Origin of the sequence: Streptococcus orisasini (genome assembly GCF_001431045.1) — a bacterium.
Taxonomy (GTDB): domain Bacteria; phylum Bacillota; class Bacilli; order Lactobacillales; family Streptococcaceae; genus Streptococcus; species Streptococcus orisasini.
This window is the reverse complement of sequence record NZ_BCLE01000042.1, coordinates 13,656-38,706: the sequence shown is the minus strand read 5'-3', so window position 1 is coordinate 38,706 and position 25,051 is coordinate 13,656. Positions and strand designations below refer to the sequence as shown.

Genomic DNA, 25,051 nt, shown 5'->3' with positions numbered 1-25,051 from the left:
ATCTCCTTATACAGTTATTTTTTAATCAAATCATCTAACATGCCAAATTCACGCTTGAAAGACCAAGCCATCATATCATGAACAAAGTCAGTAAATGGATGCGGTGCTGAAGTAAAGCAATGACCTAAACGTGGAGCTTGGTAAATTTCACATGGAACTCCTGTTCGCAAAAGGCGTTGGGCATAATCAAGTCCTGTATCGCGCAAGGTATCATATTCTCCGACAACGACCATGTGTGGGCCAAGACCTCCCAAATCAGGGGCATAGGCTGGAAAAGCGTAATAAGACGGTGTGCTTCCATTGTAACCGCCAAGATAGGCTGATTCAGCTCCAAGTGCTTTATTAGATGGCCCCATACGCAGCTGATAAAGCTGATGGTAGGAAGGGCTTTCCTCCAAGGCTAAGCTGAGAGCAGGACAATTAAGAACAGTCAGAGCCGGCTGAGGTTCATTTCTGTCGCGGAGATAGAGAGCAAGACCTTCTGCAATAGTTGCCCCTGCACTTGAACCATGAAGTCCCATCTTTTCAGGATCGCCGCCAAATTCTGTAGCATGATGATATAAATACATATAAGCTGTATGGCAATCCTCCAATGGAATAGGAAAACTGATGCCATCAGCTCCTGCCAAACGGTATTCGACCGAAACCACGACAGCGGGCACACGCTGAGCAATTGCAATACAGCGGGCATTGTCAATATCAACGCTGCCAGCAACAAAAGCACCGCCGTGAATATCAACAATCATTGGTGCTTTTTCAGGAAGATTAGCCGGAGTGAAAACGCGAATTTTTACTTCCTGCCCTTCCTCCTTACCTGGAATAAAACGATCCTCCATTGTCATGCCTTGTGGCAATTCATAAGTCAGCATAGCTTCAACCTGCGCTGCCTTGCGGCGCTTGACTTCTTCGGTTTGTTCAGCAAGGTTGCTAAACAAATGATCCTCATAACCTGGGAATGATTTAATATCCATCATGCAACCCCTTTCTTTCACTATTTATTGCTGTGTGATACTGTTTATATTCTATCACACCTTGAGAAGTTTTTCACATAGTTTTTTAATGAAAAATTTCTTTTAGTTTTAAAATTTTTTCTATAAATAAAAAATCCATAGCCAGAAATTTAACCATGAATTTTTACTGCTAATGCCCAATAAATTCAACTTATTCAGCCTTAGCAAAAACATCTTTTAAAACCAGAGTTAAAATAATTCCTGTAATTAAACCAATGCCTGATCCTGCAAAAGCCAGTACTGCTGCCATAAAACCAGCAATCATCTTATCTGTCTCATCTTCACAGTACTCCATACCAATCTTAGCACAGACAATGGCTTGAAAAAGAAGGGTTATAGCACCTCCAACAGAATAAATGGGCCGCATAAAACTTGTGATTGGAATGAGAAGTACACACAGAAGAGTCGCCAAACGAAAAGAAGCCATCCCACCAATCAGACTATCCATCGCAGCCTTTCCTTCCTTATAGCGCTGACTAATAGAAACTGTCATTCCTGCCCAGAGAGGACCTGCCAGAGGCGGAAAAGGAGCTAGAAGACCGAGAATTGTATTGCGAATTCCGATGATCAAGTTAGAACGGTTGGAATCAAAATCAATGTATTCATCATTTCTTGATTCACGCGCATCCTCAACCAATGATTCTGTGGTAACAAAATCTCCAAAAGCAATAACATAGCTAACCAAGGCTAGGGGCAAGGCATCTGCAAAATAATGGATTTTAGGAAAACCAACCGCAAAGACACTCACTTGACTGAGAATTCTGTGAAAATCTGGCACTTTTAAGATAGTTCCCAGTTCCAATGTTGGCAAAGGCAATTCAGAAATCAAAACACCTACCAGCATAGCAAAAAGATAAGGAAAGAGATTTCCATAACTAGCTATAAAATCAAGCAAGCGATTTTTTGCTCTCAGTTTTTTATACCAAACTGAATAGGACAAAATAATTAACAAGCCAAAACCCGCTATAAGTGATATCGGATATTGCCTAAAGCCACCTTTATCACCCAATTGTGTCTGCAGAACCGAAATAGGGGTTGCCAGCAAAATTCCTGCCTTCATACCATTGGGGACCAAATTAACAAACCGCTTGGCCAACTTGGTGAGACTCATAAAAATAAAAAGTCCTGCGACCAATAACTGCAGCGCAATCATTGCCCTGATGCGATCGGCACCGGCATCATACTTTGTTAGATAGATTAAAGTCAAAGGAAGTGTCGCCGTAATCCAGCCAGGTACCACGGGATCCCCCAAGGTTCCATGAAGGATATACAAACTTGTTTCCAAGATGACCATACTGTAGGCTAGTTCATAAGGCAGTTCTAAATAATCCGTAATATAAGGAATAGCAGACAGAGCAGTTGCTCCAACAATCAAACCTTGAATGAATTCTACTTTTTCTAATTTATAGTGAACAAAGGGAAAGCGTATTTTAAAGGGGCCTGCCTTAATATATGGCAATTCGCTAGCTTGATGAATCATGTTGTTAGCTTTAGTCATAGAAACTCCTTTTTAGTTTATAACTATTCTTTGATTACAAAAGGCGAGGGAGTTCCCCTCGCCTTTGTGAGAAGAATGCGGTTTTTCTTAACAAGTGCTGCTTTTCATTTGACAGCCATCAAAACTTATTCTTCGTTGAAAAGCAAATCATGAATATAGTCAACCGGCATATCTTCACCAGTGAATAGCTTGAAAGCTTCTGCGCCTTGATAGAGCATCATACCAATACCATTGATGGCTTTCTTAGCACCATGTTCTTTGGCAAATTTTAAAAGCTTAGTTTCAAGCGGTGCATACACCACATCAAAGACAACCAGATCAGGACGAATGACTTCAGGATCGTTAATCAGGGATACATCCTCTTGCGGCTTCATGCCAGCACCTGTTCCATCAATGTAAATGCTGGATTCTGCAATAGACTTCTTGAAAGCATCTTGATTAGCTAAATCTGTCAGTGTAGCCTTAGAATCTGTCTTTGTATTAATTTTTTCCACGGTTAATTCAGCATTAGCATAAAATTCATCCTTACGGTTGAAGATGCGAATTTCCTTAGCACCATCCAAGGCTAATTGAATAGCAATAGCTGTTCCGGCACCGCCTGCACCAGTCAGGGTAATGATTTGGTCTTTAACCTCTACCCCTTCTTCTGCAAGGGCACGCACGCATCCTGTTCCGTCTGTACAGTGACCAACAAGATGACCTTTCCCATCTTTATTGACTACTGTATTAACAGCACCGACCAACTCAGCCGCAGGAGACAGTTCATCAAGATAAGGAATGATGGCCTGTTTATTTGGCATAGAAACATTAGAACCTCGAATGCCTAAAGCACGGATTCCTTGAACAGCATCTCTCAGTTCTTCATTTCCAACCTCAAATGCCAAATAAGCATAATCCAAGCCAAGTTTAGCATATGCCTCATTATGCATTTTAGGAGATAAGGAGTGGCGAATTGGTGTAGCAATTAAGCTAACGAGAAGTGTGTGACCTGAAATACGTTCTGTCATAATAAAACCTTCTTTCTAAGACTACAACTATTATAGCATTTCTAATAAAACTAAGATCAAAGTTCATAAAATTTAACTGCGCTGGATTTAGTCTTTATTAACCTTTGAAAATACGGACTGGCCAAAAATCTGTTTATAACGCAAACCAATAAAAATCATCAAAGCAGAGGAAACAAAGCCAGTAACAGCAATAATCAATAAGATAATTGGAGCATTTGGAAATTCACCATTGACTTCTTTCAGCAAGCCGCCCGCTGCAGCCGGAACAATGTAAGAACCAAGAGCCATGACAAAGTAATAAATAGAGGTATTGCGTCCTTTATTGGTATCAAAAAATTGATTGAGAACGGCATTCCCCATTTGAAGAAGTCCACCAGCTGCACAGAAACCAACCACAATACCAGCCAGTGTCAAAACAGTTGGTGTTGGCACAAAGTAAACTGCCAAACCAGCCAGCCCTGCAAAGATTGGCGAAATAATTAAGATGGCCATATCACGAATACCACGTGCCATAATGAGCGAGAATACAATAGTGGCAACTAAGCCCCCCATTTGATAAAGAGAGGTAACCGAAGCGGCTGCACTTTCACTCATATGAATGATATCTTTAGCATAGATTTTGGAAACTTGCTGGAACAGATAGAAATTTGAATAAATGGTCAGAGCAAAGAGTGATAAAACAACTCCATCAACAGCAAATTTAGGCTTGGCATTGCCTGTATTCTGAGTTTTTGTTTCAGTAGCTGCTGTCGCTGTATCCTGACGTTTTTCCAATTCCTTAACCGCCTGTGCAGGACTCAAGCCTTCAGCTTTTTGCAGTTCGCGATCTGGAAATGGCGCTAATATAACGCCTATCAAAACAAGAGTGCTGATGACAAGAGGCAAAACAATGGCCAACTCTGGAGCCATTTTATGTGTTGCTAAGAAAGCTACAAACAGCGGATAAAGAATGGATGATGCAGAGATAAAGGCTTTGGATAAGACAGATGCTGTTGATTTATTCTCTGGATACATTTCAAATAGAGCCGGGTTAATGGAACCATCGTATAAAGAAGTCATGGCACCACCAATGAAAGCCAAAATATTAGCTTCCAGTACATTATTGGCAATCAAGAGAGAGGCAAACATAATAACATAGCCTGCCAAGCCTGCCAAAACGACCGGTTTACGCCCAATCTTATCTGATAAAGAACCAGAAAAAATCAAAAAGACGATTTTACCGATACCGACCCAAGCAACGACACCTAGAACAGCTGCTGTCGTAATTCCCCATTTATCTGCAAAATACTCTGTATTTTGAGAGATAATAATGGCCTGCATGCCATGACAAAAATAGGTAAACCAAAGCATGACAGCAGAGAAATTAAATTTGTTATTTTTAAACATGTAGGTATAAGCTCCTTTTAAGACAAATTATTGATTTCCTTTTAAGCGTTCCAAATAAGCATTGTGTTCTTTGACAGCATATTCACGGCGACCGCCTGGTTTTGGAGTCTGATCTCCCATCATGATACCAAAACCACCCTCAACGCGAAGTTCATGTCCATTGGTATAGTCTGAACGGTCACTTGCGAGAAAGAGCACCGCATTGGCAATGTCCATGGTATTACCGATACGTTTATTAGCTGTCAAGGCTTTACGGCCATTTTCTACTTCTGGATCTGCATAAAATGGTTCAGAAAGTGGTGTTTTAACAAAACATGGCTGAATACAATTTGAACGAACACCGAATTGTCCCCATTCTGCTGCCATCTGACGTGACATCATGTTAACACCAGCCTTTGTTGAACTATAAGCAGCTGAATAAGTTTCTGGGAACACAGATGCAATCGTTGAAATATGTACCATATTACCACGGCCTTGTTTAATCATTTGACGGCCAAAGCGCTGTGATACCAAGAAATAGCCTGTTAAATTAATATCAACTGTTTGACGCCATTCTTCTAAAGGAAGATCTTCCAAAGGACAGGCACGAAGCATGGCTGCTGTATTGACCAAGATATCTACTGAGCCAAACTTTTCAACTGATTTCGCAACAGCATTGTCCACATCTGTTTCGCTGGTTGAATTAGTCGGCACTGCCAGAGTACCTATACCGTATTCCTTAGCAATTTCTTCCGCGTAATCTTTTAACTCTTGTTCACGGATATCCAATAAGACAACATTGGTGCCCTGTTTGGCAAACTCTTGAACAATTGTTTTTCCCATACCGCCGACTGCACCAGTAACTACTGCCGTTTTCCCTTCAAGTCCTAACCATTTGTCTGACATCGTTTTTCTCCTTTATTTCTCTTAATTTTCTGTTAACATTTCCGGCCAAACTTCTTTAAGAACCTTAACCGTATTTTCAAATGTAAATGCGCTAGCCTCGGCAAGACCACGGCTTAAAATCTCATCTGAAATAACTTCCACACCGATTACTTTGGGTGAAATTCCTGCCTCTTTAACCATTCGAACAAAACCAGCGGTATCCTTTGCGCCAGTCCCCGGAGCAAGGCGATCATGCATCGATTCATCACGAAGAATGGCAGCTGCATAAGGACGCTCGTAAGCATCATTAATTTGAATAGAAATAACCTTAGCAGCTTCATCTGCTGTCAAGGCACGGTAAGGCTGATCGGCACGAACCCAATGCCAAGTATCCAGAATAATCATAGCATTGTCCGCACCAGATTCCTTGACAACTGCATAAGCCTTGTCAAAAGTTGGAAGCCCACTGTATGGCATAGGTTCTACCCCAATAATATATTTACCTGCCCGCGCGCAGAGCTCCTTCAATTTTTGAGCAGTATATTCTACTGAATAGTTTTCCATCAAGCCGCAGTTAATGTGACCGACATTAAATAAATCACACATATGGAAACACATTTGTTCCTTGTACTTTTGCTCATAAGAGCGATGCTCCTCGGCCCATTGAACGATGTACTCTACTTCTGTTACTTTGATATCATATTTTTCCAAAATAGCTAAAATATCTTGGTCTGTTAGCCCTTCGTTTAAAGCATCGACATAAGTTTCTGCACGAAGTCCAATACCTTCGTAACCTGCATCTTTAGCCGCTTTGACACGATCCTCAAAACGACATTGATCTCCAAGGGTCCATGAACTGATTGTAATTGGTGAAAGTTTAGACACTGTTTTATCCTCCTATATTGTTAATTTTTTCACTTATCACCTTGATTATACAATGAATTAGGGGCAAATACTAATGAATCTTTCTTCAGTAATTCATAGATTTTTTTCATGATTTTGTGATATAATAAACAAAAAACGAATAATAGGTAGACAGATGAATCTTCAACATTTACGCTACTTCTTGACCCTAGCTGATTTGGAACATTATACTGATGCTGCCAAACAGCTGCATATTACACAGCCAACACTGAGTCATGCAATTGCCGCATTGGAAAGCGAAGTCAAAGTTCCCCTTTTTGTGAAAAAAGGACGCAATATCGTCTTGACAGAGGCAGGAAAAGATTTTTACAAAATTGTTAAAACTTCTATTAATCTCTTAGATACAGGGGTCAAGCAACTACAGCAAACACATCAAAAGCAGCATCGTATTAATCTTACGCTTTTGCGTATTCTGGGACGAAAAGCTGTTCCTAATCTTGTTCGAACCTTCATTGAACAGCATCCTGATACACAATCGGAATTTGATTTTCATAATGACAGCGGCATGTCAGCAGATATGCTGGAAGGAATTCAAAATGACCAGTATGATTTAGCCTTTTGTTCCAAAATTGAAAGCTTTTCTTCTATTTCCTTTATTCCTATCTTCACTCAAGACCTTGTGCTCATTGTTCCCAAAGGCCACCCTCTGTCGGCTAAGGAGCAGGTAACTGTTGAAGATACCTTGGATTATCCTCAAGTTTGGTTTTCAAAACGAAGCGGAATGCGCCCTGTATTGGAGCAAGTTTTTTCAGAAATAAGCAAACGACCTAAAATTGCTTTTGAAGTCAGCGAAGATGAAACCGTAGTTGGTTTAGTCGCTCAGCAGTTTGGAATTGCTATTGCACCTAAAGCAGATTTTTTAAAGGATTTTGATGATATTGATGTCATTCCTATTAAATCCTTGAAAAATCGCCGCGTCTATTACGCTGCCTATCATAAAGGCAAAGAATTGCACAATGACTTAAAAAATTTTATTGATTTTATCGCCACACAGTCAGAAATGATGAATCTATCAATTTAAGAAAATTTCTTTTTGTTACTTGTAATATATATTTAAAAAAGCCCTCATTAGATTGACCTGTCTAATGAGGGCTTTTGCTTGAGCTTATATTTATCAGAGAAGGAATGAATTTTCCAGCACCTTGAAACATAAGCTCTTATAAATACCTATGTTTAGGCATCTTTTTTCGATAAATCTTGAAGCGGCTGAAGAATTATGCGTTCAATATCACTGATATAGACTCCAAGAGCTCGCTGAGTTTCAGCAAATTCTTTTAAAAGTGGATTGGTTTCAATTTTTTGACCAAAACTTTGCAATTCTTGCTGCATTTCAGAAGTTGGCATTTGTCCTGTCTTTACATGATTTTGAATTTTCACTTGAAGTTCTGTAAATCCATACCATATTTTTTGGGCTTCTTCGTCACTATCGACTCTTGCTTTTGCCTGAACAGCAGTTTGATACTCTGGTAAAGTACGGATATTGCGCTCCAACTCATTTGCTAAATCATATATATTTACTGACATAATATCTCTCCTTTATTTAATCTAAATGAACATGATAACTTGTATTTTTACTGATTAATTCCTGAGCCCGCTTCAAATCGCGCTCATTCTTGAAAGAAATTTGCAAGATACCATTGATATCTTCACGATTTTCTTCATTGATGCGAATATTAACTAAAGAAGTTCCTCTCAGCAGCTCCAAAATTTCCAAAATGACATTTTCTTTATCAGGAATATCCACATAAATATCATAAAAGCTGTCAACACCCGCACGTTTATGAATTTCCATATTTTTACGAATTTGCCGACCCTGATTAAAGAACTCCCAAATGGCATTTTCATCTTTTGCTTCAATCAGACTGGAAATTCTATCCAAACGCTGCTTGAAATTTTCAATGCGATCTAAAACAGCTTGGGGATTTGTTAAAAGGATGCTCGTCCACATACCGGGTTCACTTTCAGCAATGCGTGTCATATCGCGAAAACCGCCCGCAGCAAAGTGTTTGGTCATTTCATGGCTTTCAGCAAAATCACCTGCCTGCTCCATAAGGCTTGACGCAATAATGTGAGGAAAATGACTGATTTGACTGGTAACTCGGTCATGCTCTGCCGCATCGATTTCAACATATCTTGCATGTAAACCTGATAAAAGATCCTGCAAAGCAGGTATGGTATCAGCTGTGGTCAGACTTGATGGCGAAAAGATGTAATAAGCATTTTCAAACAGATTAACGTCTGCTGCAATGGCTCCTGATTTGTGACTTCCAGCCATAGGATGGCTGCCTACAAACTGTACAGACTTATCTTTAAGGTACTGCTCTGCTGCTTTAACAATTTCAAGTTTAGTAGAACCGGCATCTGTAATAATCACATTTTCTTTTAAATCTAAATCTGCCAAATCTTTAATAAAATCAATTGTCTTTTTAATTGGCACTGCCAAAATAATAACATCTGCTAAAGGAGCGAATTCTTTGAAATCGGCAGTTGCCTCTTCCACAATTCCGCGTTCAAGAGCAATATCTCGTGATTTGTCAGAACGATTGTAGCCAATAACTTTATAACCAGGATGACCGCGCTTAATGCCTAAAGCAAGGGAGCCACCGATGAGCCCCAGTCCCGCAATATAAATTGTTTTTTCTTCCATCATTTCCCCGAACTAAACCAATGCTAATTACTTACTGAGAATTTGAAACAGGCTGCCACGATTGCTGCCCACTCTCTTAAAATTTTAAAAATCTTTTACAAATTGCCGATGGTGTTCAACAGCTTCCTTTAACTCTTCTAAATTATCCGAAGAAAATTTATCTAAGACTTCTGTTGCCAAAACTGTTGCAACCACACTTTCCATGACCACCGCAGCAGCTGGAACAGCCGTCGGATCTGACCGTTCTACGCTGGCTTTATAAGGCTCATGCGTCTCAGTATCAACGCTCATCAAAGGTTTATAGAGTGTCGGAATTGGCTTCATGACACCGCGAACAACAATGGGCTGACCATTGGTCATACCGCCTTCAAAACCGCCAAGATTGTTGGATTTACGCGTGTAACCATCTTCTTTGGACCAAACAATTTCATCCATGACATCGCTACCTTTGAGGTAGCCATCTTTGAAGCCCAAACCGAATTCAACGCCCTTAAAAGCATTGATGGAAACAACGCCCTGTGCTATTTTAGCATCTAATTTACGATCCCACTGAACATAAGAACCCAGACCAACCGGAACACCGCCGACAACTGTTTCAATAACACCGCCGATGGTATTGCCTTCTTTCTTTATCTGGTCAATATAATCTTTGATTTCCTGCTCACGTTCCTGATTGACAATAGAAACCTCTGACTGACGGGCCCGTTCTTTAATCTCAGCTACAGTTAGATTTTCAGGGACATCTACTTCAATACCGCCAAAAACGACCACATGACTGGCAACATCCACACCAATCTCTTCCAAAAGACGCTTAGCCACTGCTCCCACTGCAACACGCATGGTTGTCTCACGCGCACTGGAACGTTCTAGACTGTTGCGCAGATCAGAAAAACGATACTTCATACCGCCAACCAAGTCAGCATGGCCTGGACGGGGCTTGGTTAATTTGCGAATCGATTTTTTCTTCTCTTCAATATCAGCGGCACTCATGACCTCAGTCCAATTTTTAAAGTCTCGGTTGGTAACATTGAGCGTAATTGGGCTGCCCATGGTCAAACCATGGCGGACACCTGAGGTGATTTCGACCTGATCGGATTCAATTTTCATACGGCCGCCGCGGCCATAACCCCCTTGACGCCGCTTTAATTCAGCATTGATATAATCGGCAGTCAGCGGAAGACCTGCCGGCACTCCTTCAATAATAGCTGTCAGACGAGGGCCGTGCGACTCTCCAGCTGTGAAATATCTCATCTTACTTCTCCAAGTACTCCTTCATCTCTTCCAGACTGATTTCATTGATAGCAGCCTGCCCTAATTGGGGAACAATAACCATTTTTATCATTTGACCGCGCGCTTTTTTATCATGCTTCAAGGCTTGATACATAGGCTCAGCATTCCATGGTTCATAAGAAGTCGGCAGCCCAAACTTGGAACACATGGCTTCAATCTTTTCTGTAAGCCCCTGAGGCATAAGCCCCTTCTTTTCAGCAACACGGGAAACTTGTACCATGCCAATAGCAACCGCTTCACCGTGCATAACCTTGCCATAGCCTGCAGTCTGTTCAATTGCATGCCCTATCGTATGGCCAAAATTGAGATAGAGCCGAACACCGTTATCCAGCTCATCTTCAACAACGACCTTGCGTTTAACATCGCAGGAACGATAAATAATCATTTCAGAATTCTCTAAAATAGAATCTGTAGAACCATCCAGAGCATCCAGCTTATCCCAGAACTCTGCATCGGCAATCAAACCGTATTTGATGACCTCGCCCATGCCTTCAATCAGCTCACGTTTACCAAGCGTCTTGAGAGTATCCGGATCAATCAGAACACCATCAGGCTGGGTAAAAGTTCCCACCATATTTTTAGCAAAGGGAGTGTTAACGCCAGTTTTACCACCGATAGAAGAATCTACCTGAGCTGTCAGGCTGGTTGGAATCTGCAGAAAATGGATGCCCCGCATGTAAGTCGATGCAACAAAACCAGCCAAATCACCAACAACACCGCCACCCAGAGCAATAATCCCATCACTTCTGGTCAGACCGCGTTTCACTAAGAATTCATAAGCCTTATTAGCTGTTGTCAAATTTTTACTGGCTTCGCCTTCTAAAAAGTCAAAGACAACTACCTCAAAACCGGCATCTTCAAGACTAAGCTTTACTTTTTCAGCATAGAGTCCGCCAACACGGTTATCTGTAATAATGGCTATTTTTTGCGGTTTCCAAAGTTTTTTGACCCATTGGCCTGCCCGAGCTAAGCTGCCCTTTTCAATAACTATATCATAGGGATTTCGAGGAAGATTGACATTTAATTTCATAGAAACACCTAAATTCTTTATTTATATTTTTCTGCTAATGCCTGCCAGATTTCTTGACTTGGCATTTCTTGTCCTGTCCAGAGCTCAAAAGCTTCTGCTGCTTGAAATAAAAGCATACCCAAGCCATTTACAGCCTTTAGGCCGCGGCTACGAACCAATTTCAGAAACGGAGTCTCAAAAGGCTGGTAGATAACATCGGCAACCATGATATTTTCAGGGAATTCAAAGTTTTCGTTGATAATCATGGATTTGCCATCCATACCAACACTGGTAGCATTAACAAATAAGTCAGACTCTAAGACCTTTTCCTGAATTAAATCCACATCTTCAACCGGAAAGACCTCAAGAGTAACACCTGTTTTATCAGAAATCCGCTGAGCCTTTTCCTTGGTTTCCTCTAAAAACTCTGTCTGATTAAAAATGTTAATCTTTGCAGCGCCATTGATGGCAGCCTGAGCAATAAGAGCTGTTGCAGCACCGCCACCGCCAAGAATAGTCATCACTTTGTCCTTAACATCAAAATCAGCAAAAGTACTCAAACTTCTAAAAAAGCCCATTCCGTCTGTATTGTAACCTAAGAGTCTGCCGTCTTTATTGACAACCGTATTGACTGCTCCAATTAGGTCAGCTGCTTCTGTTATCTCATCAAGATAAGGAATAACAGCCTGTTTGTAAGGCATGGAAATGTTAATGCCAAACATATCATAACGTCTGACATTTTCCACAGTAGCCTCAAGTTCAGACTCTGGAATATCCCAAGCCACATAAACACCATTGACCCCTGTTTTATCAAAGGCATAATTATGAATAAAAGGTGAAATGGAATGTTTAATGGGTGTTGCAACAACTGCTGCTAAACGCGTATGACCGTCAATTTGCATCTAAAACCTCCTTAATTTTACGCATATCTGTCAGTGAAATCTGCCCAGGAGCACTTTCTTGCTCCAAACTAGCAAAAGTCCACGAGCTGCCTGTTAAATCACCTGATAAACGTGATATCTGTCCTAACTTAGACATGGACATGGTCACATATTCCTGCTCAGGATTCAAGGTCTTGAAACCTCTCGTATAATTCATCAAATCGAGCACATCCTGCTCATTTTGCGGCATGACAGCTATCTTCACCACACGCGGTGCCAGAGCTGTCAGTTCCGAAAATACCTCCATCAGATTTTCAGGGGTCTCTTTAAAATTATGATAGGACAGCACTAAATTAGAAAAATCATACATTTCTTTCAAAACTTCACGATAAGAGAAATATTCGAAATCAATATAATCCGGCTGATAGAGATTGGCAATATCACGAATAATCGTTAGATATTCCTCGCTGGTCAGCGAAATATTGCCGCCCTCTTTTTCTGTGCGTAGGGTAAAAATGACTTCACGCCCCGCAAATTTTTCAAAAATAGCCGGAGCTACTGTCAAAATATCATCCTTAGCCAAATAATCTGCCCGCCATTCAATAATGTCAGCGTTACTAATTTTTGCTAAATCAAGCTGGTTAACCTCATCGATATTCTGAGGCATAACAGGAACTACTATTTTCATAAATAATTAAACCTTTATTGTAAATACTTTTAAATAATTGCTGCTTTCATCTTTTTCATTGACAGCAAAATCACTAGGTAACTGCTGCAAATCAAGATAAGCATGTTTTTGTTTCCCAAAACCTTTTTTAATTTGTTTTTTAAACTGAGCCACAGTCATATTGGAAGCATTTATTGATGCGATAATTAGACCATTCTCAGCCAAAATCTCCAGCCCCTGACTAATTAACTTATGATAGTCTTTCATAACAGAAAAAGTTGCTTTCTTGTTTCTCGCAAAACTTGGCGGATCAATAATCAGAACGTCAAAGGTCAGCTGATGGCGTTTAGCATATTTAAAATAATCAAAAACATCCATAACAACCAGCCGATGTTGTGCCACATCCAAATGATTGGCCTGAAAGTGAGCTAAAGAAAGCTCTTTAGAACGCTTAGCCAAATCCACTGATGTTGTCTCAAGAGCCCCGCCCATAGCAGCTGCAACAGAAAACGCAGCTGTGTAGGAGAATAAATTTAAAACTCTTTTCCCAGCAACTAAGCCATTAATCAAGCTGTTACGCACTTGACGCTGATCCAAAAAAATACCTGTCATCAAGCCATCATTTAAGAAAACACTGTAAGACACACCATTTTCTGTAACAATAAAATGCTCGGGGGCTTCTTCTCCGTACAAATGAGCCGATTCGTAGTCAGGACCTTTAAAGCGAATTTTTTCATAGGCCCCCAAAAATTCGGGATAAATCTGGCGAAAAGCAGCTGTAATCTGATCTCTCAACTGGTAAACAAAAGCATTATACCAAGAAAAGAGAACAAACTGACCATAGCGGTCAACAGTCATGCCACCAAAATAATCTCCATCCTGATTGAAAAGACGATAGGCTGTCGTTACATCTGAATTTGCCAGAGTCTCCCGTCTTCTCTTAGCCCTTTGAAATACTTCGGCAAAATAAGCCTGATCCAGTGCCACCTTTTTGGTTGACACTAACCAGCCAACCCCTTTGTTTTGTTTAGACAGATAGGCTGTTCCCAAAAAACTGCCCGCCTGAGAAAACAAGTAAACCGGTTGGTCATTCAACTTTATATTCGGAAAATCTTTGCTGCCTAATAACTGAATTCCCCGCTTAAGTTTTTTTTCCGCTGAAGAACCCACCGTAAGTCTATTCATAACAATAATTATAACAAAAAATTAAGAAATTTTCTTCCTTAAAAAAACATTTCTTCTATATGCCAAAAATAAAATTATGTTATAATCAAATAATAAGCTTTTATCTTTAAAACAATAAGGAAATCAGTATAATGAAAAAAATAGTTAAATTTCTCCTGAGCGTTATTAATACGCGTTTAGGATTTATTTTGACGCTCGTATTAATCTATTGGCTCAAGACACTCTGGGCCTATAACATTGATTTTAGTTTGGATGTTGGAAATTCTTACCAATTTCTTCTAACCTTAATAAACCCTATTCCAATAACTTTGCTGCTATTAGGTTTAGGACTTTATATAAAAAATACCCGTGCTTTTTATATTGTTACCGTTGTTATTTACACTGTACTCAATATTCTTTTATTTGCAAATTCGATTTATTTCAGAGAATTTTCAGATTTCATCACGGTCAGTGCAGCACTTGCCAGCAGTAAGACATCTGCAGGATTAGGGGCTTCTGCACTGAATTTATTAAGGCCTTGGGATGCTATCTATATCCTAGATTACATTATTTTCATCACACTTTTTTCACTCAAAAAAATTTCAGTTGACCCAAGACCCTTTAACAAGAGAGCCAGCTTTGCCGTCTCAGCTTTATCTGGACTTCTTTTTTCCATCAATCTTTTCATGGCAGAAATTGACCGACCTGAATTATTGACTCGTGGATTTTCCAATGTCTATATTGTCCGCGCCTTGGGGCTGCCAGCTTTCAGTGCTTACAGCGCCAATCAGACTTATCAAACACAAAAAGTACGCTCTGAAGCAACTGCTGATGAATTGGGAACCGTTAAGAAATATGTCCAAGAACACTATGCTGCTCCCAATCCTAAATACTATGGCATCGCTAAAGGAAAAAATGTTATTATTCTCCATTTAGAGAGCTTCCAGCAATTTTTAATTGACTACAAACTCAACATTGATGGCAAAGAATATGTTGTTACTCCTTTCCTCAACTCTCTTTACCATTCTAAAGAAACTTTTTCTTTTGCAAATTTCTTCCATCAGGTTAAAGCAGGAAAGACTTCTGATGCTGAAACACTTATGGAAACTTCGCTTTTTGGCCTCAATCAAGGCTCCTTCTTCGTTCAATACGGTGGGGACAACACACAGCAGGCTGCTCCACACATTCTCAATGATACCAATAATTACAGCAGTGCCGTTTTCCATGGTAATATCGGAACCTTCTGGAACCGCAATAATGCTTATAAGCAGTTAGGCTACCAGCATTTCTTCGACCAATCCTATATGTCGAAAATGACCAAGGATAATTCCTTCCAGTACGGCCTTAATGATAAAGTCATGTTTTCAGACTCTATCAAATATCTAGAACATCTACAGCAGCCTTTTTATACCAAGTTTATCACAGTATCTAACCACTATCCTTACCAAAGTTTAGCTGGAGATGATAAAGGTTTTCCTCTGGCTAAAACAGATGACGAAACTATTAACGGTTATTTTGCTACCGCTAATTACCTAGACTCTGCTGTTAAAAGCTTCTTCGATTATTTGAAAGCATCTGGTTTATATAAAAATTCAATTATTGTTCTCTATGGTGACCATTACGGAATTGCCAATTCAAGAAATACTGATCTTGCACCGCTCTTAGGTAAAGATCCGCAGACTTGGACAGAATATAACAACGCCATGCTACAGCGTGTTCCTTACATGATTCATGTCCCTGGAACAGACAAGGGATTTATTAGCAATACTTACGGCGGGGAAGTGGATTCTCTTCCTACCTTGCTTCATTTATTAGGTCTTGATAGTAAAAATTATGTCGAGTTAGGACAGGATTTGCTGTCTCCAGCCAATAAACAGTTAGTAGCCTTTCGCTCTGAAGGCAACTACATTACGCCAAATTACACCAGTTACAGCGGACGTGTCTATGATACTAAAACAGGTGTTGAAATCACCAATCCTGATGAAACAACAACTGCTAAGCTTAAGGAGCTCCGTGATGCGGCTGACAAACAGCTTAATATGAGTGACGAAATTCAAACAGGTGATTTGCTGCGCTTTGATAAAGACAGCGGTCTAAAGCCAATTGATATTAATTCTATATCATATAAAAAGGATACCTTAGCTTCTTTAAAGAAAATCGAAAAGAAACTAGGTGACAATTCAACCAGTCTCTATAGCAAAAATGGCAATAAATCGACCCAAGATTTGTATAAAGCACCAAGCTATAAAGAACTGCATCCTGAGGAAGCCAAGCAATCCTCAGCAACAGCAGATACAGGTTCGAAAGAATAACTCAAAAAGGACTGAAAAAGAGCCATGAACTCTTTCCAGTCCTTTTTAATATCGACGAAAGCAGCCACTCAACTAGACAAACACTTTCACCTCAAAATAGTATTTCATCTGTGCTGTCTAATTATGCCTGTCAGATTCCTTATAATCGCTGACCGGCCTCCCTATGCATTATCACTTCTGAATAATAAAAAAAGTGGGACAAAGCTATTAACTTGCCATCCCACTTTTAATATCTTATTTACCTAGCTTTTCTTTAGCTGCATCTGCAAGAGCTGTGAAAGCTGCTGCATCATTAACAGCTAAGTCAGCAAGCATTTTGCGGTTAACTTCAACTTCAGCTAATTTCAAACCATGCATTAATTGTGAGTATGAAAGTCCATTCATACGAGCTGCCGCATTGATACGAGTGATCCATAATTTACGGAAGTCACGTTTCTTTTGACGGCGGTCACGATAAGCATAGTAGTATGAATTCATCACTTGTTCTTTTGCAGTACGGAACAAGATATGCTTTGCACCATAGTAACCTTTAGCTAATTTTAAAATACGTTTACGACGTTTGCGTGAAACAACTCCACCTTTAACACGAGCCATTTATTGATCCTCCAATAGTTCTTTCTAATTTTTTCTAAGCTGCTCTTATTTCATACGAGTAAGCATTGATTTGATGCGTTTGAAATCTCCTGAATGCACCATTGATGCTTTACGAAGATGACGACGCTGTTTCTTAGTTTTACCATGGAAACGGTGAGATGTATAAGCGCGGAAGCGTTTCAATCTACCTGAACCTGTACGTTTAAAACGTTTAGCTGATGCGCGGTGTGTTTTTTGTTTTGGCATTTTAATATTCTCCTACTTTACTATTTTATCGACTTTATTTTTTGTCTGGAATCGGTGCAAGCTGCATAAACATCTGACGACCATCCATTTTAGCTCTTTGCTCAATAATCGCAATATCCTGCGTTGCTTCAGCAAAATCAGCTAACACCTTTGCTCCAATTTCCTTATGAGTAATCATACGTCCTCTAAAACGAATTGAAACCTTCACCTTATTCCCTTTTTGCAGGAATTTGCGGCCGTTGCGAAGTTTCGTTTCAAAGTCTCCTTTATCAATAACAGGACTGAGACGGACTTCTTTAACGGTAACAACACTTTGTTTTTTGCGTTGTTCTTTTTGTTTCTTTTGATACTCAAATTTGAACTTACCATAGTCCATGATACGAGCAACAGGTGGTGTAGCCTGCGGCTGAATTAAAACCAAATCAACATTAGCATCATCAGCAATAGACTGCGCTTCTGCCAGTGGTTTAATTCCTAATTGTTCGCCATCAAGGCCAATAAGACGAACTTCGCGGACACGAATTTCATCATTAATGAACAAATCTTTTTTAGCTATCTTCTTCACCCCTTTGTATTTTTTCGAGAAAAACGAAAGCGGACTTGACATTTCAAGCCCGCACACATAACTTTCCTTATATAAGGAATTTTGACATGTTGGGCCAGACAACCTTAGTCGCAAGGCGAGAAGTTCTCACTTCTGCTTTTCTCATTGTCAAATAGTATAACATGTCAATTAATGACTGTCAATAATTTTCTTTGCTTTTTCTTCAATAAATTGCACAACACCCTCAATTGTCACACCTGTTGTGTCAAAGGTAATTGCATCCTCAGCTGCCTTAAGAGGAGAAACCTTTCGATGACTGTCCTTATAGTCACGCGCTGAAATTTCTCTTTTAAGTTTATCAAAATCAGTCTTGATTCCCTTTTCAAGATTCTCTTTATAACGGCGTTCTGCCCGTTCTTCAACAGAAGCCACCAAGAAGATTTTCAATTCAGCATCTGGCAGCACAACAGTTCCAATATCCCGACCATCCATGACAATACCGCCTTGACTGGCAATCTGACGCTGAAGTGCAACCAAGGTTTCACGCACCATGGGTAGGGCAGATACGGTAGAAACATTGTTGGTCACTTCATTTTCCCGAATCGGCAAACTGACATCAACATCTCCTACAAAAACCAGCTGCTGTCCATCTTCACGGCGGCCAAAACTAATTGGATAGTCCTGTAAAAGTTTAACAATAGTCTGCTCATCTGTTAAAGAAACATCGTTTTGAAGAGCCAGATAAGTCGCTGAGCGATACATGGCTCCTGTATCTAAATAAGTATAATCTAAATCCTTAGCGATGATTTTAGCAACCGTGCTCTTTCCGCTTGAAGCAGGGCCGTCAATAGCAATTTTAATTCCTGTCATACAATCCCTCTTATTTAATTTTTACATTATCTCCAGGATTGGCATACCAGTATCCCTGAGTCATGTGATCCGGATTTAATTCATAAAGTTTCTCAACAGAAATTCCTGCACGCGCAGCAATGGCAGCTGCACCTTCACCACCTTGAACAGTGATTGTATCTTTTCCGTCAGAAGAAACTGTGGTTTCTGCCTGAGTAGTTGCTGCTTCCGTTGTCTCTGCTTCAGCTGTAGAGGACTTGGAAGACTGGCTGACTTTTTCTTTGGACTTTTTTACACTTTTAGAAGAACCGTAAAAACCTGAAGTTGCTGCTTTTTCATCACTACCACCATTAGAAGTGTAAAGCACAAAAAATAAAATACCAATAATAATCAAGAAAAAAAGGCTCAGTAAAATTGTTAAAATTGGTGTACTGACAACATTATTATCTTTTGACTTTCTTGTTAATTCTTTATTATCAGTATCAACTTCTGTTACCTTTTCTTCCCATGGTTTATTTGACATGATTTCCCCCTTGTTAAATGTCAATAATAGTATTACAATGTTATTATGAAAGTAGCCATTATTCCCGAAAAATGTATTGCCTGCGGACTCTGTCAGACTTATTCAGATCTCTTTGATTACGATGATGACGGCATTGTCAAATTCACAAATAGCAGCGAAAAGGTCAAAACTTTTAGTGATAATGCCGATATTCTCACTGCAGTCAAAGCCTGTCCAACAAAAGCACTTACTTTATTGTAAGGGCTTTTTTTCATCTTTATAAGCTTCAAAATAATCAAGATTAACAAAATTATCAGTCAGTTCAACCTCACCCTTAAAGTCTGGATGAAGGGCCAAAGCATCTAAAAAGTATTTTTTCGGCCACTTTCGCATATAAAAGAGACTTTTCTTTTTATTTTTGACAAGCAGGGTCACTGTTGATTTTGTAACTTCCACTTTTTCAATATCAGCGATAATAATCTTGGACGGCCTAAACAAACTTAAAGAGACAACTCTTAAAATGCCATTATCTTCAATAATAAAGTAACGATGAAATCCAACACCGACCAAAACAACAAAGGTAATAAACAAAATAAAGAAATACTGCGGAATAGTGGTTTGCTCATATAAAAGAGACAGAGCAATAAAAACTGGCATAATCGTAATGGACCAATAAATAATTAGCCATGATAATTCGGGTTGCCAATGGTACCTTACTTTCCCAAATATTTTAATCACTTACTTTTCCTCCATGTTACATCATTTTATCATAGTTAAGTGATTTTTTCCAAATTTTAATGTCTGAAACGGGCAATACCTATGATGACATCAACAGCTTTTGCCATAGTCTCTAAGCTGACAAATTCAAAACGGCCATGCATATTTTCACCACCTGCAAAAAGATTAGGCGTTGGTAGTCCCATAAAGGAAATTTTGGAGCCATCCGTTCCACCTCGAATAGGCTCGATGATAGGTTTTATATCCAGATTCTCCATAACTTTCTTGGCAAGATCAACACAGGTCATGTCTTTTTCAATCACTTTTCGCATATTATAATACTGATCGCGGAGATCAAGCTGGACACGTTTTGCTCCTAGCTGTATGTTCATTCGTTCAGCTATTTGCTGCAGTAAAAACTTACGTTTGGCAAAAGCATCATCATCGAAATCACGGATAATATAGGAACTGCGAGCTGCTTCAACAGTTCCTTCAAGACTGAGAAGATGATAAAAACCTTGATAGCCATCAGTTTTTTCAGGACGGTCGTTTTCAGGCAGCCGCTCATGAAAGTCAATAGCTAATTGCAGGGCATTGACCATTTGATCTTTAGCAGTTCCCGGATGAACATTACGACCTGTAAATTGAAGCTCTGCTTCTGCAGCACTGAAAGTCTCATATTGCAGCTCTCCTAAGGGCCCACCATCGACGGTATAGGCAAAATCAACATCAAAGTCTGCCACATCAAATTTATCAGCACCAATGCCAATTTCTTCATCAGGCCCAAAGCCAACACGAATTTCAGCATGTTCAATCTCAGGATGACTCGTCAAATACTCAATTGCTGTCATAATTTCAGCAATTCCTGACTTATCATCGCTTCCTAAAAGGGTTGTCCCATCTGTAGTGATCAGGCTTTGTCCCACATAATTCTTAAGATTTGGAAAGTCTGCTGGATCAAGAGTGAAATCTGTCTGCCCAAGTTTTATAGTTCCACCGTCATAATGTTTAATAATCTGAGGATTCACACCCTCGGCATTAAAATCGGCTGTATCCATATGAGCAATAAACCCAATCTTATAAGGAAAATTTCCATTTGCAGGCAAAGTTCCCACCAAGTAACCATTTGGCAAATAATGAACATCCTTGAGGCCAATATTCTCCATTTCTGGTTTTAAAACAGTCAATGCAAAGTCAACCTGACTCTGTGTTGTTGGTGTTTTAGTGCTATTTGCATCACTTCTGGTATTGATTTTAACATAGGTTAAAAAACGTTTTAATAAATTATCGTAAGTCATTTGCCACCTCTTATCTTCTTAATTATAACAGAAAAAACCACAGATAAACGTGGTTTTTTAAATATTAGTCAGAATTTTTTCGGTTTTATTAACGACTTGATACATGATAATAAACTTGATTTTCCAATTGGCCGCTATTTAAACTTTCAGAAGAAATGATGCGATCTTTTGATTTATCAGATGTATCCGTCTGTCCATCAGCAAAGTATTGTTGAGACAAGGTATGATTTGCTGGCACAATATAAAGGGTCAGATTGGTTTTGCTGCCCGTTTCCACATTCAGCAGAAGAACACCATCCTGATCAATATCCAACAGACTGACTATCATCCCAGCTGTCGTCAATCCTTGATTATTAAAGTTTAAAACTTGCCCCTGTGCATTCTTCCAGGTACCTGCTGCTGTGCTGTAATCAGCCTTTAAGATAGCCCCTGTATCAATAGGAGCCAGACTTTCTGCCTCATGGCTCTCTTCACTGGAAGAGCTGGACGACTGACTGCTTTCCGACGAAGATTCTGTTTTTTTCTCCTGTTCAGATGAGCTGTGTTTGTCGCTCTTATGCGATTTTGATTGCAGACTTGTCTTGGGAGAAGCAGATTTTTCGCCATTATCACTCTTCTTTTGAGCCGAACAGCCCAAAAGAAGAGAAACACTGAGCAATGCAACAACAAAACTTTTAAGGATAGATTTCATTTTCATAAATTGAACTCCTTATTATAGCTTTTAAGTAAAGCGGCCAGTATAATCAATGTTTTCATCTAAAGGATGAGTCAGTTTAGAAGAAACACTTGTATATTGCCAAGCCGCTGCATTAGCATAATAATTTAAGGATTTAGCTTCTTCTTGAGACATATAAGTATAGCCTTTGGCATAATGAGCAATCCAAAAATTGTTAAGTCCAAATCGTGTTGTATCAACACTTCCACCGCGGATATCCAGCCAGCTTGCCATAGTATAGTGAACAAGATTGCCGTATCCCAAACGCTTCATCTCATCTTGCCAAGCTTGAACATTATTATTTATATTGTTCAGCATGGAAGATACTTCCATGTCATTTACCATAACAGTCGCAGAAGACAAACCATGTGCCTTAGCCGCATTTACAAAGTAACGTGCCTCTGCTTGGGCTTCTGCTGCTGATGTATAGTGCGAATAGTGATAGGCAGAAACTTTGATTCCTGCTGTTTTAGCATTAGCAATCTGTGATTTGGCATAAGGATTAAGATAGCTGGTACCTTCTGTTAACTTGACAACAACTCCCCGAATTCCCTGTTGCTTTAAACGGTTAAATTCTGCAACAGAAATCGTTCCATTATGGCTGCTGACATCAATAAAGTAAGATGGCAGAGTTACAGCTGGTCTATCAGCCTCTAAACGGTAAGTTCCCTTGTCAAAACCGACTTCCTGACCATCTTGATAGGTCACATAGACATGAACATGATAATTTCCCTTAATATAGCCATGATTTTTCTCATTGACAGTAAGGCTAATTTTACCGTTTTTGACATCACTGCTGCTATACCAGTACAGATTGCTTTGCTTATCTTCTGACCAAGCGGCGACTTTGGCAATTTTCAGCTTTTTAGAATTATTATTTTCAGTAATAACAACATCCAAGGTTCCATTTTTAGCCTGATGATTTGTCACAGTTACTTTCGGATCACTAAATTTAACTGCATTGATCGTAAAGTTTGTTGTTCCCATACCGATTAATTTATTATTTTCCAGCCTGCTCTTGCCATAAATATGAACATTGTAGAGGCCACTTTCAAACCGGTGATTCTTAAGAAAAATCTTCGCTTGATAAGTTTTATCTGATACTTTACGAGCTTCGTACCAGTTGATATCATCTTGATTATTTTTGGCTGTCCACACAGGAACATGCACTGATGAAATGTAATAAGGAACATTTTTAATAGTAACCGTGTACTCATTGTCACCTGTCTTAGCAATATTAGTCGTCACAGCTGGCTTAGCAACCGTTATAGTTGTCGTTCCCAATCCTTCCAGTTTACCATTTTTATCATGATAAACATGAATATTGTAAACACCATAACCTCGGTGATTGTTATAGTTGGCAACTACTTCACCTTGCTTATTAGCCTGATACCACCGAAGGTCATCTTGACCTTTATCATTTGACCAAACAGCAAAGGAAACCTTGCTTTTATCTTTAACATTACCAGCATTCAATCTGATTTGAATACCATTAGAAGTAAGCTGAACCGCAGCAAGTGTTTTAGTAATTTTATAAGGCCCCAGGGCAATTCCTGATGTTGTCCCATCTGTATAATCTGTATAAACATGAACAAGATACTTTCCAGAGACATTTGCATGATTGGCAATATCTATTTTAGCAGTTGCCTGATTATTAGTGACTGCCGGTTTATACCATTTAAGATCATCCTGACCCTTGTCTTCTGACCAAACAGCAACGCCAACAGATTTGATTGTCTTGGTTTTTTGGCTTCCTTTGACAACTACATCAAAAGTGCTTGAATTTTCCTTATAGCCTACAACCGAAACAAGCGCATTGGAACGAGTGTCATTATTGTCAAAACCTGGGCTTGCTACCAATCCAATCTGAGATTGGGTAACTGTACTATAGCCATAAACATGAGCTTGATAATGGCCAAATGTATTCTTATGATCTTGCAGATTGACAGTAGCCTTATAGGTACCAGCCGCTGTCTTTGTAGTATTGTACCATTTGATGTCATCCTGACCGTTTTTATCTGACCAAACAGGAACCTTAACTTGTGTAATGGTATTTGGAACATTAGAAATGGTAATTTCAAAACGGTTGGATGACGTTTTTTGAATCTTTGTCTGAACCTGAGGTCTGGCAATTGTAATAGACATAGCATTAAGCCCTATCATTTTGCCCTTCTGGTTAGCATAAGTATGAATATAATAGATTCCGTACTCGCGGTGATTTTTAAATTCAGCATAGGCAGCCCCCATATTATTGGCTGTATACCACCGAAGGTCATTCTGACCATTTTGAGCTGTCCAAACCGCAAACTGAATTTTAGTATCCTTGGCAATAGACTGATTGTACTGGAGCTTTATTCCTTTTTCTTCAATTGCAGCTGTTGTTACAGGTGTTTTTTGCTCCTTAGCAGCCGAAACAGGTGCTTTTGGCTGAGGCGCTTTTACAGCCGCTGTTTTTCGTGAAAACACTGACTGTCTAAGAGGCTGATTCGATGAAGACTGTTGGTTCTGCGTTTGAGCTGCTGCTTTTGTTGTTGGCTGACTTTTTGCCTGAACATCCACCAGATTGGAAGCCGATGAAGTCGTAGTTTCAGCAGATGTCGTGTCATTTTGCTGAGAACTTTCAGTAGTTGTCAATTCAGCAGCTGTTTGCTCGACTGGCTGACTTGGCTCTTCTTGGCTGGTAGCTTGACTGACTGCAGCAGTGCTCTGACTGCTACTTGCTTCTGATACTGATGTTTCAGCGCTAGTCACTGACGCGACTTCAGAAGATACTGCCTTTTCTGAACCAGAGGCAGTTTGAACTGTTTCATCTGCAGATACCTTAGCGGCAGCCATAAACAGGGTAAGAGCCAAAGGCACCATCAGATAAGTTTTAATTTTGTTTTTTTCCATATTACTTTCCTTAAAAATATAATTGCTTTCATTAT

General features: G+C 39.6%; 25 protein-coding genes and 1 other annotated feature. Of the genes, 3 read left to right on the top strand and 22 right to left on the bottom strand.

Annotation, left to right across the window (positions count from 1 at the left end):
* Nucleotides 1-14: 14 nt before the first annotated feature.
* The 6 genes from SCSH_RS09275 to SCSH_RS09250 all read right to left on the bottom strand — a co-directional run bounded on the left by SCSH_RS09275 (nucleotide 15) and on the right by SCSH_RS09250 (nucleotide 6,650).
* Nucleotides 15-974, bottom strand: a complete 960-nt coding sequence (locus tag SCSH_RS09275) for an alpha/beta hydrolase (RefSeq protein ID WP_238581386.1) — start codon at nucleotides 972-974, stop codon at nucleotides 15-17.
* A gap of 187 nt (nucleotides 975-1,161) precedes the next feature.
* Nucleotides 1,162-2,508, bottom strand: coding sequence for a hypothetical protein (locus tag SCSH_RS09270; RefSeq protein ID WP_082581970.1), 1,347 nt, complete (start codon nucleotides 2,506-2,508; stop codon nucleotides 1,162-1,164).
* Nucleotides 2,509-2,633: 125 nt separating this feature from the next.
* On the bottom strand, nucleotides 2,634-3,515 hold the full coding sequence (locus SCSH_RS09265) for a shikimate dehydrogenase (protein WP_057491634.1): 882 nt from the start codon (nucleotides 3,513-3,515) through the stop codon (nucleotides 2,634-2,636).
* 87 nt (nucleotides 3,516-3,602) lie between these two features.
* Complete coding sequence (locus SCSH_RS09260; protein ID WP_057491633.1) at nucleotides 3,603-4,901, bottom strand: MFS transporter; 1,299 nt, start codon at nucleotides 4,899-4,901, stop codon at nucleotides 3,603-3,605.
* Between the two features lie 27 nt (nucleotides 4,902-4,928).
* Nucleotides 4,929-5,786, bottom strand: coding sequence for an SDR family NAD(P)-dependent oxidoreductase (locus SCSH_RS09255; RefSeq protein ID WP_057491632.1), 858 nt, complete (start codon nucleotides 5,784-5,786; stop codon nucleotides 4,929-4,931).
* Nucleotides 5,787-5,807: 21 nt separating this feature from the next.
* A complete protein-coding gene (locus SCSH_RS09250; RefSeq protein WP_057491631.1) occupies nucleotides 5,808-6,650 on the bottom strand; it encodes a sugar phosphate isomerase/epimerase family protein in 843 nt (280 codons plus the stop codon).
* A 154-nt stretch (nucleotides 6,651-6,804) separates the two neighbouring features.
* Between SCSH_RS09250 and SCSH_RS09245 the strand changes: the two genes are divergently transcribed.
* Entirely contained in the window at nucleotides 6,805-7,710 is a 906-nt protein-coding gene (locus SCSH_RS09245; RefSeq protein WP_057491630.1) for a LysR family transcriptional regulator, read from the top strand.
* 152 nt (nucleotides 7,711-7,862) lie between these two features.
* On the opposite strand, the gene SCSH_RS09240 is transcribed toward SCSH_RS09245, so the two are convergent.
* The 7 genes from SCSH_RS09240 to SCSH_RS09210 form a co-directional block, all read right to left on the bottom strand.
* Nucleotides 7,863-8,213 (bottom strand): YlbF/YmcA family competence regulator, encoded by a 351-nt coding sequence (locus SCSH_RS09240; protein WP_057491629.1) that lies wholly within the window; start codon nucleotides 8,211-8,213, stop codon nucleotides 7,863-7,865.
* 16 nt (nucleotides 8,214-8,229) lie between these two features.
* Nucleotides 8,230-9,336 carry a prephenate dehydrogenase gene (locus SCSH_RS09235; protein WP_057491628.1) on the bottom strand — a complete coding sequence of 369 codons (1,107 nt, stop codon included), beginning with the start codon at nucleotides 9,334-9,336 and terminating at the stop codon, nucleotides 8,230-8,232.
* Between the two features lie 84 nt (nucleotides 9,337-9,420).
* Nucleotides 9,421-10,587, bottom strand: coding sequence for a chorismate synthase (gene aroC, locus SCSH_RS09230; RefSeq protein WP_057491627.1), 1,167 nt, complete (start codon nucleotides 10,585-10,587; stop codon nucleotides 9,421-9,423).
* Between the two features lies 1 nt (nucleotide 10,588).
* Complete coding sequence (gene aroB, locus SCSH_RS09225) at nucleotides 10,589-11,656, bottom strand: 3-dehydroquinate synthase (RefSeq protein WP_057491626.1); 1,068 nt, start codon at nucleotides 11,654-11,656, stop codon at nucleotides 10,589-10,591.
* Between the two features lie 17 nt (nucleotides 11,657-11,673).
* Entirely contained in the window at nucleotides 11,674-12,537 is an 864-nt protein-coding gene (locus SCSH_RS09220) for a shikimate dehydrogenase (RefSeq protein WP_057491625.1), read from the bottom strand.
* Nucleotides 12,527-13,204 (bottom strand): type I 3-dehydroquinate dehydratase, encoded by a 678-nt coding sequence (gene aroD / locus SCSH_RS09215; RefSeq protein ID WP_057491624.1) that lies wholly within the window; start codon nucleotides 13,202-13,204, stop codon nucleotides 12,527-12,529. Before aroD ends, SCSH_RS09220 begins: the two co-directional genes overlap by 11 nt.
* 6 nt (nucleotides 13,205-13,210) lie before the next feature.
* A complete protein-coding gene (locus tag SCSH_RS09210) occupies nucleotides 13,211-14,368 on the bottom strand; it encodes a class I SAM-dependent rRNA methyltransferase (protein ID WP_057491623.1) in 1,158 nt (385 codons plus the stop codon).
* Between the two features lie 131 nt (nucleotides 14,369-14,499).
* Here SCSH_RS09210 and SCSH_RS09205 point away from each other — a divergent pair, with 131 nt between their 5' ends.
* Nucleotides 14,500-16,659, top strand: coding sequence for an LTA synthase family protein (locus tag SCSH_RS09205; protein WP_057491622.1), 2,160 nt, complete (start codon nucleotides 14,500-14,502; stop codon nucleotides 16,657-16,659).
* Nucleotides 16,660-16,893: 234 nt separating this feature from the next.
* On the opposite strand, the gene rplT is transcribed toward SCSH_RS09205, so the two are convergent.
* From rplT to SCSH_RS09180, 5 genes are all read right to left on the bottom strand, one after another.
* Nucleotides 16,894-17,253, bottom strand: coding sequence for a 50S ribosomal protein L20 (rplT, locus tag SCSH_RS09200; protein ID WP_057491621.1), 360 nt, complete (start codon nucleotides 17,251-17,253; stop codon nucleotides 16,894-16,896).
* A gap of 45 nt (nucleotides 17,254-17,298) precedes the next feature.
* On the bottom strand, nucleotides 17,299-17,499 hold the full coding sequence (gene rpmI, locus SCSH_RS09195) for a 50S ribosomal protein L35 (protein WP_057491620.1): 201 nt from the start codon (nucleotides 17,497-17,499) through the stop codon (nucleotides 17,299-17,301).
* Between the two features lie 34 nt (nucleotides 17,500-17,533).
* A complete protein-coding gene (gene infC / locus SCSH_RS09190; RefSeq protein WP_057491648.1) occupies nucleotides 17,534-18,064 on the bottom strand; it encodes a translation initiation factor IF-3 in 531 nt (176 codons plus the stop codon).
* 15 nt (nucleotides 18,065-18,079) lie between these two features.
* Nucleotides 18,080-18,208: a sequence feature (ribosomal protein L20 leader region), on the bottom strand.
* Nucleotides 18,209-18,232: 24 nt separating this feature from the next.
* On the bottom strand, nucleotides 18,233-18,913 hold the full coding sequence (cmk, locus tag SCSH_RS09185) for a (d)CMP kinase (protein WP_057491619.1): 681 nt from the start codon (nucleotides 18,911-18,913) through the stop codon (nucleotides 18,233-18,235).
* A gap of 10 nt (nucleotides 18,914-18,923) precedes the next feature.
* On the bottom strand, nucleotides 18,924-19,415 hold the full coding sequence (locus SCSH_RS09180; protein ID WP_057491618.1) for an SAG1386/EF1546 family surface-associated protein: 492 nt from the start codon (nucleotides 19,413-19,415) through the stop codon (nucleotides 18,924-18,926).
* A gap of 45 nt (nucleotides 19,416-19,460) precedes the next feature.
* On the opposite strand from SCSH_RS09180, the gene SCSH_RS09175 reads away from it, so the two are divergent.
* Entirely contained in the window at nucleotides 19,461-19,655 is a 195-nt protein-coding gene (locus SCSH_RS09175) for a ferredoxin (RefSeq protein ID WP_057491617.1), read from the top strand.
* Here the strand turns inward: SCSH_RS09175 and SCSH_RS09170 are convergent.
* The 4 genes from SCSH_RS09170 to SCSH_RS09155 all read right to left on the bottom strand — a co-directional run bounded on the left by SCSH_RS09170 (nucleotide 19,647) and on the right by SCSH_RS09155 (nucleotide 25,016).
* Nucleotides 19,647-20,132, bottom strand: a complete 486-nt coding sequence (locus SCSH_RS09170; protein WP_057491616.1) for an EbsA family protein — start codon at nucleotides 20,130-20,132, stop codon at nucleotides 19,647-19,649. The two genes, SCSH_RS09175 and SCSH_RS09170, sit on opposite strands and share 9 nt — an antisense overlap.
* 56 nt (nucleotides 20,133-20,188) lie before the next feature.
* Entirely contained in the window at nucleotides 20,189-21,409 is a 1,221-nt protein-coding gene (pepT, locus tag SCSH_RS09165; RefSeq protein ID WP_057491615.1) for a peptidase T, read from the bottom strand.
* Nucleotides 21,410-21,497: 88 nt separating this feature from the next.
* Entirely contained in the window at nucleotides 21,498-22,106 is a 609-nt protein-coding gene (locus SCSH_RS09160; protein WP_057491614.1) for a DUF6287 domain-containing protein, read from the bottom strand.
* A 24-nt stretch (nucleotides 22,107-22,130) separates the two neighbouring features.
* The gene (locus tag SCSH_RS09155) at nucleotides 22,131-25,016 is read right to left on the bottom strand and encodes a GBS Bsp-like repeat-containing protein (protein ID WP_057491613.1); all 2,886 of its coding nucleotides are present in this window, start codon (nucleotides 25,014-25,016) and stop codon (nucleotides 22,131-22,133) included.
* Nucleotides 25,017-25,051: the final 35 nt, after the last annotated feature.